Genomic DNA, 13,517 nt, shown 5'->3' on the forward strand with positions numbered 1-13,517 from the left:
GTGCGGCCGGGGTCAGGGGCGGATCATCGCCATGCGGGTGACCGTGAATTCCTCGATAGCGAACCGCGGCCCCTCCCTGCCGATTCCGGAGTCCTTCACGCCGCCGTAGGGCATGATGTCCGAGCGGAACCCCGGGATCTCATTGACCACCACGCCGCCGACGTCGAGCTGCTCAATGGCCTGGAAGGCGCGCTGAAGCGACGCGGTGTACACGGCGGCCTGCAGGCCGTACCGGGAATCGTTCACCGTGGCGATCGCTTCAGCCATCCCGGAAACGCGTTCCAGGCACACCACCGGTCCGAAGATCTCCTCGCTCCACACACTGCAGTCATGGGGTACACCGGCCAGGACTGTGGGGGCGATGCTCCGGCCCTCGGCGCCGCCGCCGGCAACCAGCCGTGCCCCGGCGGACACCGCCGCCTTGATCCACCCGAGGACCCGCTCCGCGGCCGCGGTGTTGATGAGCGGCGCCAGGCGGGTGGCTTCGTCGCGGGGATCGCCCACCACCACTTCGGGCAACCGGGCGAGCAGGCGCCGCTCGAACTCGTCAGCGATCGGCTCGGCCAGGACCACGCGCTGGACCGAAATGCAGGCCTGCCCGTTGGCGTAGAAACCGCCGCGGATGACGGCGTCCACCGCATCGTCCAGGACAGCGTCTTCGGCAACAATCAGCCCGGTGTTGGAGCCCAGCTCAAGGACCGTTTTGCGCGGCGCGGCTGCTTTCGCGATCCGGTGGCCAACTGCGGCGGAACCGGTGAAGGAGACGACGGCGACCCTCGGATCATCCACCAGCGCCGCACCGACGTCGGGCCCTCCGGTGACCAGCTGGACAGCAGCCGGCGTCACGCCGTGCTTGTGGAGGACTGTCCGGATGAGATGGACGGCCCAGAGCGTGGTCAGCGGCGTATCGGGGGACGGTTTGATGATGACGGGGCAGCCGGCGGCGATCGCCGGGGCCAGCTTGTGGCTGGCCAGCAGCAGCGGATAGTTGAAGCCTGCAATGCCGACGACGACGCCGGCCGGCCGCCGGGTGAAGTAGCCGAGCATCCCTTCCCCCTGGGGCTGCAGATCCAGGGGAACGGTTTCTCCGTGGATGCGTGCCGTCTCCTCTGCGGCGGCAGACCAGGTGGCGAGGGTGCGCTGGACTTCGGTGCGGCAGTCGACCAATGGCTTGCCGGTTTCCAGAACCAGCAGGTCGGCCATCGCCGTCGCTTCCCGGGAGAGCGCGTCATGGATGTCCATCAGCAGCGCCCGCCGGGTTCCAGTGCTCAGCTTGGCTGTCACCGCGAAGGCTGCGGCTGCTTCATCCAGGGCCTGCCCGGCATGCTCCACCGATGCCACCGGCGCCGAAGCCACCTCAGTGCCGTCATAGGGGAAGGAGATCACCGAGCTTTCCGGGCACGGAGCCCACTCATGGACTCCGGCTCCCAGAGGAAGTCCGTCGGGGTAGGGCGGCGCAAATATCACGATGGCTCCCGTGCGTGGGGGACTTTTGCGGACAATCCAAGCGGTTCCAAGCTAACTGGTCAGGCCAGTACAGTGACGGTATCGGCCCGGAGGTTCGGGGTCAACGGTTTGATAGGTTGTTCGACTACTGACCTGTAGATGGACGGAAGGACGTTATGGCACCGGAAACAGCACTTCTTGTCATAGTCGCCGCGACAATCATCTTCCTGGTCGTGGTCGTGGTTCTCGTGCGCCGGTTCAGCAAGTCCAATGCCGGAAAGTACCCGCCGGCAACTAAGGGCAAGTGGTTTGAGGTCCGCCGCCGGTAGGGAGAGCTCTGCCCGGGAGACCTGATCAAACAGCACCAGCTCGAACCTGAACAATGCAGGCCTCTCGAACTTCCATATGGATGCGTGGGATTTCCAGGTCATTGAATCCGTCACCACTTACTCTTGAATTTCCTGAGTTTTCCGGAAGAATTCGCATGAATCACCTCAGGGCGCGCACGGTTTGGAATTACGGACAGCTGGTTCATTCCGGACATCGGGATAAACAATTGCCCTGCCAGCGCAAACTACGGCAGCACAGCTAGACTGCAATCCTGCCGGAACCCCAAGGAGTAAATATGTCTAACCCGCTCGACCTCAGCAATGCCCAATACTCAGAGGTGGAAAGCCCGCTGGTGTTGGAGCCGCCAAAGCCTGCGGTTGAGGTTACGGTTCACCGCCCTGAAAAGGTGGGCGGCATGATTCTCGTCGATGCCGAGGCCCAGGAGAAGCACGCCGCGACCGCTAAGAGTTTCCTTGATGACCTGCTGGCTACCCCGCTGCAAAGCCCTGAATTTCAGATGAAGCTGGCGCAGTTGACCCGTCTTGGTGAGGGCACCATGCAGCAGGCCAGCACTGCGTCCAACCGCATGCTGAAAAGGCCGGCAGCAGCGCTCGCCGCCACTGGGGATGACCCCGCATCGCGGACAGGTAAAAGCCTCGTAGAACTGCGGCAGATCGTGACGGAGCTGGACCCGAAGCGGCATGATTTGACCGGAACGAAACGCATCCTGAGGTTCCTCCCCGGAGGCAGCGCCATCCAGCGGTACTTCATCAAGTATGAGTCCTCACAGGCGCAGCTCGATGCCATCACCAAAGCACTCAAGGGAGGGCAGGATGACCTGCGGCAGGACAACGCGGCCATCCAGACAGAGCGCGACGTCCTCTGGGAAGCAATGGGTCAACTCGCGAACTATGCGGTGCTCGCGAACCACCTAGGAGACGGTCTCGAGCAGCGAATCTCGGACCTTAGAAACCAGGGCAAAACGGATGATGCCGCCACATTGGAATCGGATGCGCTCTTCTACGTCCGCCAGCGGCACCAGGACCTTTTGACTCAGATGGCAGTATCCATCCAGGGCTATCTGGCCCTCGACGTGGTCAAGAAGAACAATTCGGAGCTGATTAAGGGTGTGGACCGGGCGCTCGGCACTACCCTGGCGGCCTTGCGGGTCGCTGTGATCGTTGCCCAAGCACTGGCGCAGCAAAAGATTGTGCTCGCCCAGATCGATGCCCTCAACTCGACCACCGCCGACATGATTGTCTCTACTTCAGAGCTCCTCCGCTCCCAGGGCACCGCCATTCATCAGAATGCCTCCAAGGCCACCATTGACCCCGCCAAGCTGCAACAGGCGTTCGACAACGTGTTCCAAGCCATGGACGAGGTCGACCGGTATAAGGCCGAAGCAGCCCAGTCCATGAAGCAGACGGTGCAGGTTCTTCAGGGACAGGTCAGCCGGGCCCAGCTGCAGCTGGAGCGCAGTCACGCCTCTGACGCCGCCACCCAACCCTTGAAGGGATAGCGATGTCACGTCTCACTCTGGGCAACGTCATCAAGGTCACGCTAGTTGTCCTGTTTTTTTACTTCATCGTTCTCCTCGTGCTCATGATCGGAATACGCAGGAAGAATCCGAAAGTAATCCTGGAGGGTGCCATTTACGTTGCACTATTCATTGCAGCGTTCTCCATCCCCGGAGACAGCGCGCTCTCCACTGCGGCAGCCTTTATGGGTCTCGGGGCCATGGCCGTATCAGCCGTGCGGTCCTACATGCTTCGCGACCTGTGGCTGCACCGGCGAGACCGGGGGCGGCGGCAGCATGACGTCACGGTTCAGCAGGGTGCACCAAACTCACCAATGCCGGCTTACCAGCCCACCCCGGCGATGGCGCCGATTGTTCCGGCAACAGACGATCTGTCATCCGCTTTGGCGTGGGTAGCCTCGCTCGCCAGGCAAAGCAAGAACCAGCTTCCTGCTGATGCGTACGTGACCGTCCTGGAAACATGCCAGACGTTGGACGCAGTTATCGACGCGGAAACTCGGCAGCCCTCGGGGGATGCCCGGTTTGAATATGAGCTGGCGGCAGTGGTGCGGGAGTACCTGCCGGCCGTTCTCCGCGGCTACCTCGCCATTCCGCCAAGCATGGTGGGCAACCGGCAGCCCAATGGAAGAACCCCCAACCAGGAACTGGTCGAGCAACTGCAGCTCCTCTCGGGACAAGCCGATGCACTGCACGCCAACCGTCACAGCCACACGTCAGCTGAGCTGACGAGCACGGGCAACTTTCTCAGGGAGCGGTTTGGGCACCATCAGCGCGGCGGCTTCGACTTCGGCGTTGAGTGAGGCCAGACGCACTGGTTGCACTCTCGTTCAGGGAAGCCGCCGTCAGCTGAAGTCCGCCTTGCGGATCAGCCCGTGCACGCCCACGGTCCGGTCCACCACTTGGGAGACGGCGAAGTCCGCCGCAGCTGAGAGGTACGCGTAGGCGACGGCCCGGTCCATGCCCTTCTCCTGCTGTAGGAAGTCCAGGGCGTTGACCACGGCCCGCCGCATGGCCACATTCAGGTCGCTGCTGACCCCGCCGCCGCCCAGGCCGTCGGGGTCGGACAGCCCGATGGGAATCCATGCCTCCGCCGTTTCTCCGAACGGATACCGGTGCGCGAGTGCCGGGGCGTCACCAGCGCCGGGTTTGCAGACGGTCAGCCGGAAGGTGCCGCGCAGAGACCCTTCCATCGCGGTCAGGGCCACCTCGCCGTCGCCCATGCCCATGTGCGGATCGCCCACATAGAAGAGTGCGCCGTCGGCCTTCACCGGCAAGTAGAAGGTGGACCCGGGACCGAGGTGGCGGATGTCGATGTTGCCGCCGCCGAGGGTGGGCGGCACCGAGTTGGCCTCCGGATCGGTCAGGCCGCTGCTTTCGGCGAAGGCCACGCCCATCATGCCCATGAACGGGCGCAGCGGAAAGCGCACCTTCATGTCACCGCTGGTCATCACACCCTTGCCGTCCTCGATCGCGGTGAAAACGGAGACGTTGTGATAATCGGTCGGGATGCCGGACGCGCGGTTGTCCGTGGCGGCCGGCGGCATGACTTCGTCCAGCGTGATGCCGTCCGGCGCGGCCGGGCCCTTCTGCAGTGCCAGCGATCCCTTGCCGTGCCGGCTGGACACGACGCCGTACGGCACCCGGGGTACGGCAGCGAGGGTTTCGATTTTGAGCACATCGCCGGGCTCGGCACCTTCCACCGCGACGGGGCCGGTCACCACATGCGGTCCGTCGGCATCAAAGTCCCGCGGCGTGCGGTTGTAGCCGGCGGCAATGTCGACGGCGTCCTGCAGCACGCCATTTTTCTCCACGCCGTGGCTGCCGAAGAAGGAGACCGGATCCCGTCCCTGGTCCTCCAGGATTCCTTCATGGGAGAGGGCATCGATGGTGATGGTCTGGCCGGATTTCATTCGCGCCACGGGCGTGGCATGCACGGTGGGAACGTAGCCCCACAGCACGTCGTCGGGGGTGGAAGCGAGATAGTGGTCACCGGGGATGTTCCCCGAGTGCGGCTGCAGGATTTCGCTTGGCTGTGCCTGAGACGGGTCCGGTGTGCCGGTACCCGGAGCTTCTGACACGGAAGGACTCTGGGCTGCCTGGGCAGTGCAACCGGTGGTGACGGCGAGGGCTCCAAGCCCGGCTGCGGCACCCAGGAATCCCCTGCGGCCCAGTCCCTTGGTCAGTACCTCGGCGGCCTCGCGTCCGATCAGCATTCTGTTCATCGTGTCCTCCTGTAGCTGTTGCCCTTCAAGGTAGACAGCTGGAGTTTCGGTGCTGTTTCCACCGGATGAACGCGCGATGCCGTGATCGTGTTGCTGGATGCCCCGGACCTCGCCCGTTAAGCTCCGTCCATGGGGCCTAAACCAAATCAGACACGCAAAAAGCAGCCCACCTGGGTGGTGCCGGTGGTTTACTGCCTGCTCATCATCGGTCTCGGATTATGGGTAAGTGTGGCCACGGGCGAGTGGATTGCGATGGTTTGCGCCGCCGGTCTGCTGGTGCTGCCGGTGCGCGGTTACAGCAGCCGGCGATCCACAGGATCAAAGTAGGCCGGGGCATAGCGTTGAGCCGGGCCTGATGTGCGGCTGAACGCCGTGCGCGGCCCCTGCACTGAATTGAAAAAGCGGGCCATCCCGCATGGGGATGGCCCGCTTTTACGTGTTCTCTACTTCTGGTCGTCGTCTTTGTTGCCGTCCATTTTGTCTTTGACCTTGTCCTTGGCCTGATCAACCTGCTCCGGGTGATCCTTGGCCGCGTCCTTCGCCTTGTCTGCCATTCCGCCCAAATCAGCCATGGGATTTTGCCTTTCCTTCGAGGTCCAAGGCAGCACAGTGAGCGGCCTCGGTCTGACACGCCCCATCCTCCACCCGGGGAGCGTCGAGTACCACCCCCGTCGGCTTATCCCTTCAGCCGGCTTCGGCGCGCGGCTCATTTCCGGCGCAACCGCGGGTGTAGCAACCCGGCAGCCGGCCGCTGCGGTCTGCGAAGAAAGAGCGTTATTGAGACGCGACCTTGCCGGCCCACGCCTGCGCGTAGAACAGCGGGGAATGCGAGTCCAGCAGCTCTGAGTAGGCGGCAGCTTCCTTGGCCTGCGCTGACCCGGCCGGGATGCCCGGCGAGAAGGCTGACACGCCCAGCCCTGCTTCATGATCCTGGAGCGTCAAGCCGGCGGCTTCCAGCACTGTGGGGTACATGCTCAGCTGGTCCACGCCGGGCCGCTGCTGGATGGTCTTGTCCTGTCCCGGAATCCAGATCCGGTTGAAGATGGTGCGGTTCTCGTGGAAATCCAGCTGTTCGTGGAAGGCGTCACCGGCACTCATGTGCTTGAGGTGGTCGCCCATGATGACGACGGCGGTGTCCTCAAGGTATCCCTGTTCCTTCATGTGCCCCACGAATCCTGCCACCTGCGTCATGGAGCAGTGGAATGCGGAGGTGACCTCGTTCTGGGTGTCTACGTCGCAGTAGTCGTAAATGTGCACCGGCTCGTGGGTGTCCAGCGTCAGCATCGACAGATTGAACGGCTGGCCGGTCCTTTCGGATTCGGCGTGCAGCTCATCAACTTTGGCCTTGGCGTTGGCCATGAGCCGCTCATCGCTCAGGCCCCAGTCACTGCGGAAGCTGTTTTCCGGTTCGCCGGCAGCGCGCCAGTCCGCAAGACCCTTCACCTCGGAGTAGCCGTGGCTGGTCAGGAACGTGTCCTTTGCGGCGAAGGAGGAGCTGGCGCCGCCCATGAAGACACTGGTGTAGCCCTGCTCGTCCAGGACATCGCCCAGGCAGGTGATTCCGCCCAGGTAGGTGTCGGCGTCTTCATCGACCGTGGGTGAGGATCCGCTGTCCGAACCGAAGCCTGCGCCCTTCAGGGGAACACCGCACTGGGTCGAGGCGAGACCGGCCATGGTCCAGCCCCCGCCCTTGTACTGCTGCAGGTCGTCGACACTCTGCCAGCCCTCTTCGGCCGCAGTGGCTTCCTTGAGCGGCACAAACGCGTCCTTTTCGAACAGCTGGTCGTCAGCGAGGGTCGCCTCGCCGGACTCCAGGTAGATCAGCACCAGGTTGCGCTTGTCCGTGTTGTCGGTGACTGTGGGCTCCACATAGTAATCACCGACGTCGTACGGGGACTGGCTCGCCTTGATGTAATCCGCCATGCCCACCGTGGTGCTGAAGGCGGTGGTACCGCCGACAACCACCGCGGACACCAGAACCGTGGAGATGCTGCGCAGGATCCATTGCTTGCGGCGGGGGAGCATGCCCTCACCGGCGCGGCGGCGTTTGCGCCGCCGGGTATGCCGCCAGAAGGCGATCGCCACCGTGATGAGCAGGGGCGCGACGCCGATCCCCAGGATGCCGGCCCAGACGATTGCTCCGCCTCCGCCGTCCGTTTCCACGGACACCAGGTTCAGGAGCATCTGGCCCACCGAAATCTCGCCCCAGTAGAAACGTATGCCGGCCGCGGCGATGAGGAGTGCAAGCCCCAGCCAGATCAGGACGTAGACCAGCAGCGATCCCACGACAGCACCGACCCGTCGGGTCACGTGAAAGATCCGGCCAGACATGACACCCCGCGTTCCGATACCGGCATTCCCGCCGGGCACCCTTGACAAAACTCCTTGACAACCAACCCGTTCTCGGGCTCGTAACAGACTAGTACCGTTACGTTACCTGTTCAACAGTGGCGTTTCGCGGGCATCAAGCCGTTTGCTGAAGGAAATTCATCCGATCGTTAGCGCGTCTGCGGCTGGTTTACCAGCCGCCGCGCGTCGGTGTGTGTCCCTTGCGGGCACTGTCGGGCATCGGCATTTCGGCCCGCAGGCCCAACAGCCGTATCGGCCTGCCGGGGTCGATGGCGCCGGCAAGATCCAGGGCCCTGGCCAGGACATCGTTCGTGTCGAACGTCTCGGGTATTTTCCGCGCGTGGGTCTTGGTGGTGAACGGCGCATACCGAACCTTGAGGGTCAGCCCGATCACGGGCCGCCCCTCGGCTGCCACGTCCTTCAGGACATCCGCAGTCAACTGCCGGATAGCTTCATCCACCTGGGCCGGCTCGGTCAGGTCCTGCTGAAAGGTGGTTTCCCGGCTGTGTCCACGGGCAACCCACGGGGTGTCATCCACCTCGGCGGACCCGTCTCCGCGCCCAAGCTCGGCATACCAGGGGCCCATCTTGGGGCCGAACTCCGGCACCAGGGCCTGCGGATCGGCTGCCGCGAGCTCGGCAACGGTGGAAATGCCAAGCTTGGCGAGCCGTCCGGAGATCTTGGACCCCACGCCCCACAGCTCTTTCGTGGGCCGGCCGCCCATCACCTCCAGCCAGTTGTCGGCAGTGAGGCGGAAGACGCCGGCCGGTTTGCCGAGATCCGTGGCGTTCTTGGCCCGGACCAAGGTGTCTCCGATGCCTACGCTGCAGTGCAGCTGCGTGTCCTCAAGCACGGCGGCTTGAAGGGACCGGGCGTAGCTTTCGGGATCCTCCGTCTGCGTCCCCACAAACGCCTCATCCCAGCCCAGCACCTGCACGACGGCGCCGGGCTGGGTACGCAGGGTGGCCATGACGACGTCGGACGCCGCCAGGTAGGCTTCGGAATCGACCGGGAGGATCACGGCGTCGGGCACTTTACGGGCCGCAATCCGCAGCGGCATGCCGGACCCCACACCGAAGGCCCGCGCCTCGTAGGACGCGGTAGAGACCACGGCCCGTTCCGCGGGATCGCCCCGGCCGCCCACAATCACCGGTTTCCCGGCAAGCTCCGGCCGCCGGAGCACCTCAACCGCGGCAATGAACTGATCGAGATCGACGTGCAGTACCCACTGGTTTCCGCTCACGCGACCAGTCTGCCCCACGCACTCCGAATCAGCATCAGCTTTATCGGGCCCGGCCTCGATGCCGGGAAAGACGGGCCCTTTCGGCGGTTGCGCCAACGGCCCGCAACCCCTTCGGGCGTGGTAGATTTTGTGAGATTTAGTGTGAACTCGTCCTTTTGGTCCACCGGCAGGAGAACCATGCTCGCAGCAGAACGCCAGGCAGCCATCCTGGACCGCCTGGACCGCCAATCCGCTGTCCGGGTCAGTGACCTTGCCCTGAACCTGAGGGTTTCGGAGATGACTGTCCGCCGGGACATCGATTCCCTCGAAGCGCGCGGTGCCCTGGTGCGCGTCCACGGCGGGGCGGTCCGGTCCGGAAGCCTCAGCTCGGTGGAGCCGGGGTTCGAAGCCAACCGCACCCGCAGCAGCGAGGCGAAGCAGCGGATCGCTCAGACGGCGGTGTCCCTGCTGGCTCCCGGCATGACCGTGTCCGTCACCGGCGGAACCACCACCTATGCTTTGGCTCCGCTGCTGTCCACCGTTCCCGGGCTTACCGTGATCACCAACTCGATGCCGCTGGCAAACGAGCTCCACCGGCTGCATGCCGCCGCCCCGCACGGCAGTGCACCGGAGGTGCTGCTGGCCGGAGGCCAGCTCACGCCGTCGCAGGCGCTGGTGGGGCCGCTCGCCACCCGGACCATCTCCTCCCTGCGGGCTGACCTTTGCTTTATGGGTGCTCACGGAGTGGATGCGGCCGCCGGCATCACCACGCCCAACCTCGCGGAGGCGGAAACCAACACCGCCTTCGCCGGAAACTGCGGCCGGCTGGTCCTCCTCGCCGACGCCACGAAGATCGGCGTCGTCAGCCTCGCCCGGGTGGCACCGCTGGACGCCGCTGCGGCACTGGTCACGGACCGCAGTCCCGGCGCCGAATACTCAGCCCTCACCCGCATCCTCACCGACCCCGTCTCAGATCCGCATCTGGAAGAGCGCCCATGACCTTCATGACCCCTGCCCGCCTGTCCGACGGGCGCGAGCTGATCTACTTCGACGCCTCCGAGCACAGCGCCGCACGGCACCGCGATGAAGCAGCCTCCGCGGATCAGCGGGGCCTTCCCGCACGGGGGGCCGCCGGAACAGCACGCTTCGATGCGCTCTCCGGTGAATGGATTGCCGTGGCGGCGCACCGCCAGTCGCGCACCCACCTGCCTCCGGCCGATCAGTGCCCGCTGTGCCCCGCCACCCCCGGAAACCTCTCGGAGATTCCCGCCGCCGACTACGAGGTTGTGGTGTTCGAGAACCGGTTCCCCTCCTTTGGGCCGGACCTCGGCGAACTTCCGGACTCACCGGAGTGGGGCACGACGGCGACGGCGTACGGCCGCTGCGAAGTGGTCGCCTTCGATTCGGCGCACCAGGGCTCCTTCGGTTCCCTCAGCCCCGAGCGGGCCCGAACCGTCATCGACGCCTGGGCCCAGCGCACCGAAGCACTCTCCGCGATGCCCGGAATTAAGCAGGTCTTTTGTTTCGAGAACCGCGGGGCGGACATCGGGGTCACCCTGCTGCACCCCCACGGCCAGATCTACGCCTATCCGTTCATTCCGCCCCGGGCCGCAGCACTGGCGGACCGGGCAGCGCGGTTCCACGCTGCCTCCGGCGGCACGAAGACGCTGATGGGCCATATTCTTGCCTCCGAGCGCAGTGCCGGGGACCGGATGGTCATCGAAGGGAAGCACTTCAGTGCGTTTATCCCCTTTGCCGCACGGTGGCCGCTGGAAGTCCATCTGGTTCCGCACCGCCAGGTTGCCGACCTGGCGGGATTGACCGGTGAGGAGCGTGACGAACTTACTGCGGTCTACCTTGATCTCCTGGGCCGGATCGATGCCCTCTACCCCACGCCCACTCCCTACATTGCCGCCTGGCAGCAGGCGCCGGTTGATCCTGTGCTCCGGCAGTCGGGCTATCTGCACCTGCAGCTGACCTCTCCCCGCCGCGCTGCCGACAAGCTGAAGTATTTGGCCGGCTCGGAAGCCGCGATGGGCGCCTTCATCAACGACACCACGCCTGAGGCGGTTGCCCGGTCACTGCGCAACGCGCTTCCGTCCGCTTCCCGTGCCAACGCCCAACCCGCCGTTGCGCGTCCCGCCACCGACCGAAAGGACCAGGCATGAACTCCACGCCGGCAAAGCTCGCGGAAGCCTTCACCGAACGCTTCGGCGGGGAGCCGGACGGTCTGTGGTCCGCGCCCGGCCGCGTCAACGTCATCGGGGAGCACACCGACTACAACGACGGCTTCGTCCTGCCGTTCGCCATCAAACACTCGACCACCGTAGCCGCCGCCGTCCGCCGCGGCCGGACGGTCCGTGTCGCGTCCACCTTCGCACCCCACGACGAGCCGGTTGCTGTTGATCTGGACAACTTGTCGGAAGGCAGCGTCCAGGGCTGGGCGGCCTATCCACTGGGGGTCCTGTGGGCCCTGGAACAGTCCGGCCACCGCTGCCCCGGCATGGACCTGCTGGTGGACTCCTCGGTTCCGGTGGGCGCCGGACTTTCCTCCTCTGCCGCACTTGAGTGCGCCGTCGCCGTCGCCGCCAACGACCTCTCGCGGGCGGGCGTGTCCCGCCGGGAACTCGCCGTCGTCGGCCAGATGGCCGAGAACCGGATGGTGGGCGCCCCGACCGGCATCATGGACCAGTCCGCCTCCCTCCTGGGGGAGGAGGGGCACGCCGTCTTCCTGGACTGCCGTTCCGGTGAATCACGGCTGGTTCCCCTGGACCTGGAGGGTGCCGGGCTGGAGCTGCTGGTCATTGACACTCGTGTCAGCCACTCCCACTCCACGGGCGGGTACGCAGCCCGCCGTCGCTCCTGCGAGCAGGGTGCGGAAGCGATGGGCGTTCCTGCGCTCCGGGACCTTTCCGTTGAGGACCTGGCCCAGGCTGAGCGCCTGCTCGATGACGAGACGTTCCGGCGGATCCGCCACGTAGTCACCGAGAACGTGCGCGTGGAGGAGGCCGTGGCGGTGCTGACAGGCAGGGGCCCCGCCGAACTCGGGCCCCTGCTCACGGCCAGCCATGCTTCCATGCGCGACGACTTTGAAATCTCCTGCGCCGAGCTGGACGCCGCCGTGGAGGCGTCGCTCTCCGCCGGGGCGCTGGGCGCCCGCATGACCGGCGGCGGTTTCGGCGGTTCAGCCATTGCGCTGGCCCGCGCGGAGGACGTTCCTGGTATCCGGGCGGCGGTGGAGCAGGCATTCTCCGCCGCCGGCTTCCGGTCGCCGGCCATCTTCAGCGTCCTCCCCGGCGACGGCGCAGGACCGGCAGCGTAACGGCCGTTGGTTAAGCGGTCTCGTCGCTGACGCGGATCAGGATCTTGCCGGTAGTGCCGTTTTCGACGGCGTCATGCGCGGCTGCGGTCTCTTCCAGCGGGAACCAGGTGAGCGGCAGGCCGGCGGACTCGCCCACGGGGAACACTCCGTCCCGAAGTGCGGCGGTGATGTCCTCCGCCGCGGCATGCTGGGCATCGGTTCCCACGGTGTAGATGAGTACGCCCTGCCAGCGGACGTTCTTCGCGAAGCTGGCCACGATGGGGGCCGTGAACTCGTCGCCGTTGTTGTTCGCGTAGTAGGCGATGCTGCCGTGGTTGGCGATGACGCTAACGTCGAGTGCCGCGTTCTGGGCGGGGGAGACCTCCACAATCTGATCCACGCCGTCGGGGGCGATCTCGCGGATCCGGTCAGCCTGGGCATCGTCGGGATAGCGGACAATGTGGTGCGCTCCGGCGGCGCGGGCGAGTTCGGCCTTAGCGTCGCTGCTGACTGTGGCGATCACCGTGGCGCCGGCCCAGACAGCGAACTGGATCGCGGCATGGCCCACTGCACCGGCGCCGCCCTGGACCAGGACCATGCGTCCGGCCAGCGCACCCGGGGCCAGGCGGTCCGGACCGAACTCATGGACGGTCAGGGCCCGGTGGGCGGTCATGGCCGGAACGCCCAGGCTGGCGGCGACGTCGAAGCCGATGCCTTCGGGAAGTTTCACGGCGCGGTCGGCGGGGAGGATGGTGAATTCCTGGGCGGTACCGGTCGGCCGGCCGTAGGCCGCCAGATAGATCCACACCCGGTCGCCCGGCTTCAGGTCGGAAACGCCCTCGCCGACGGCGTCGACGGTTCCGGCGCCGTCCTGGTTCGGAACCACTTCGGGGAACGCAAGATCGCCGGCGGCGCGCGCTTTCCAGTCGGTGGGATTCACGCCGGAGACGGCGACGCGGATCCGCACTTCACCCGGGCCCGGGGCGGCGACGTCCCGGTCTGCGGGCGTGAGGACGGACGAGGGACCTGTGGCGGAGTACACAATTGCTTTCATGGGCGGTACAAGTGCTCCGGTCAGCGTTCTATTCCCCAACCTCACCCTGCCCGTGA

At 65.5% G+C, this 13,517-nt stretch carries 13 protein-coding genes; 7 read left to right on the top strand and 6 right to left on the bottom strand.

Annotation, left to right across the window (positions count from 1 at the left end):
- Positions 1-12: 12 nt before the first annotated feature.
- Positions 13-1,467 carry an aldehyde dehydrogenase family protein gene (locus KG104_RS01275; RefSeq protein ID WP_372434201.1) on the bottom strand — a complete coding sequence of 485 codons (1,455 nt, stop codon included), beginning with the start codon at positions 1,465-1,467 and terminating at the stop codon, positions 13-15.
- 155 nt (positions 1,468-1,622) lie between these two features.
- On the opposite strand from KG104_RS01275, the gene KG104_RS01280 reads away from it, so the two are divergent.
- From KG104_RS01280 to KG104_RS01290, 3 genes are all read left to right on the top strand, one after another.
- The gene (locus KG104_RS01280) at positions 1,623-1,775 is read left to right on the top strand and encodes a hypothetical protein (protein ID WP_207348351.1); all 153 of its coding nucleotides are present in this window, start codon (positions 1,623-1,625) and stop codon (positions 1,773-1,775) included.
- A 296-nt stretch (positions 1,776-2,071) separates the two neighbouring features.
- On the top strand, positions 2,072-3,295 hold the full coding sequence (locus tag KG104_RS01285; protein WP_207348352.1) for a toxic anion resistance protein: 1,224 nt from the start codon (positions 2,072-2,074) through the stop codon (positions 3,293-3,295).
- A gap of 2 nt (positions 3,296-3,297) precedes the next feature.
- Positions 3,298-4,113, top strand: a complete 816-nt coding sequence (locus KG104_RS01290; RefSeq protein ID WP_207348353.1) for a hypothetical protein — start codon at positions 3,298-3,300, stop codon at positions 4,111-4,113.
- 42 nt (positions 4,114-4,155) lie between these two features.
- Here the strand turns inward: KG104_RS01290 and KG104_RS01295 are convergent, their stop codons facing one another.
- On the bottom strand, positions 4,156-5,535 hold the full coding sequence (locus KG104_RS01295; RefSeq protein WP_237687249.1) for an acetamidase/formamidase family protein: 1,380 nt from the start codon (positions 5,533-5,535) through the stop codon (positions 4,156-4,158).
- 129 nt (positions 5,536-5,664) lie between these two features.
- Between KG104_RS01295 and KG104_RS01300 the strand changes: the two genes are divergently transcribed.
- Positions 5,665-5,862, top strand: a complete 198-nt coding sequence (locus KG104_RS01300; protein ID WP_207348354.1) for a hypothetical protein — start codon at positions 5,665-5,667, stop codon at positions 5,860-5,862.
- A 116-nt stretch (positions 5,863-5,978) separates the two neighbouring features.
- Here the strand turns inward: KG104_RS01300 and KG104_RS18180 are convergent, their stop codons facing one another.
- The 3 genes from KG104_RS18180 to KG104_RS01310 all read right to left on the bottom strand — a co-directional run bounded on the left by KG104_RS18180 (position 5,979) and on the right by KG104_RS01310 (position 9,127).
- Entirely contained in the window at positions 5,979-6,107 is a 129-nt protein-coding gene (locus KG104_RS18180; protein ID WP_258060171.1) for a hypothetical protein, read from the bottom strand.
- Between the two features lie 202 nt (positions 6,108-6,309).
- Positions 6,310-7,845 carry an LTA synthase family protein gene (locus tag KG104_RS01305; protein ID WP_237688642.1) on the bottom strand — a complete coding sequence of 512 codons (1,536 nt, stop codon included), beginning with the start codon at positions 7,843-7,845 and terminating at the stop codon, positions 6,310-6,312.
- A gap of 208 nt (positions 7,846-8,053) precedes the next feature.
- The gene (locus KG104_RS01310; protein WP_207348356.1) at positions 8,054-9,127 is read right to left on the bottom strand and encodes a DNA polymerase IV; all 1,074 of its coding nucleotides are present in this window, start codon (positions 9,125-9,127) and stop codon (positions 8,054-8,056) included.
- 177 nt (positions 9,128-9,304) lie between these two features.
- On the opposite strand from KG104_RS01310, the gene KG104_RS01315 reads away from it, so the two are divergent.
- Genes KG104_RS01315 through galK form a run of 3 tightly spaced genes read left to right on the top strand, consistent with a single transcriptional unit; the run spans position 9,305 to position 12,428 of the window.
- Complete coding sequence (locus KG104_RS01315; protein WP_207348357.1) at positions 9,305-10,105, top strand: DeoR/GlpR family DNA-binding transcription regulator; 801 nt, start codon at positions 9,305-9,307, stop codon at positions 10,103-10,105.
- Positions 10,102-11,274: a galactose-1-phosphate uridylyltransferase gene (gene galT / locus KG104_RS01320; protein ID WP_207348358.1), complete on the top strand. Its 1,173-nt coding sequence runs from the start codon at positions 10,102-10,104 to the stop codon at positions 11,272-11,274. Before KG104_RS01315 ends, galT begins: the two co-directional genes overlap by 4 nt.
- Positions 11,271-12,428, top strand: a complete 1,158-nt coding sequence (gene galK / locus KG104_RS01325; protein WP_207348359.1) for a galactokinase — start codon at positions 11,271-11,273, stop codon at positions 12,426-12,428. The genes galT and galK overlap by 4 nt, the downstream gene beginning before the upstream one ends.
- Before the next feature lie 10 nt (positions 12,429-12,438).
- Here galK and KG104_RS01330 read toward each other — a convergent pair whose 3' ends face one another.
- Positions 12,439-13,461, bottom strand: coding sequence for an NADPH:quinone reductase (locus KG104_RS01330; protein ID WP_207348360.1), 1,023 nt, complete (start codon positions 13,459-13,461; stop codon positions 12,439-12,441).
- Positions 13,462-13,517: the final 56 nt, after the last annotated feature.

This window comes from Arthrobacter sunyaminii (genome assembly GCF_018866305.1).
Classification (GTDB): Bacteria; Actinomycetota; Actinomycetes; order Actinomycetales; family Micrococcaceae; genus Arthrobacter_B; species Arthrobacter_B sunyaminii.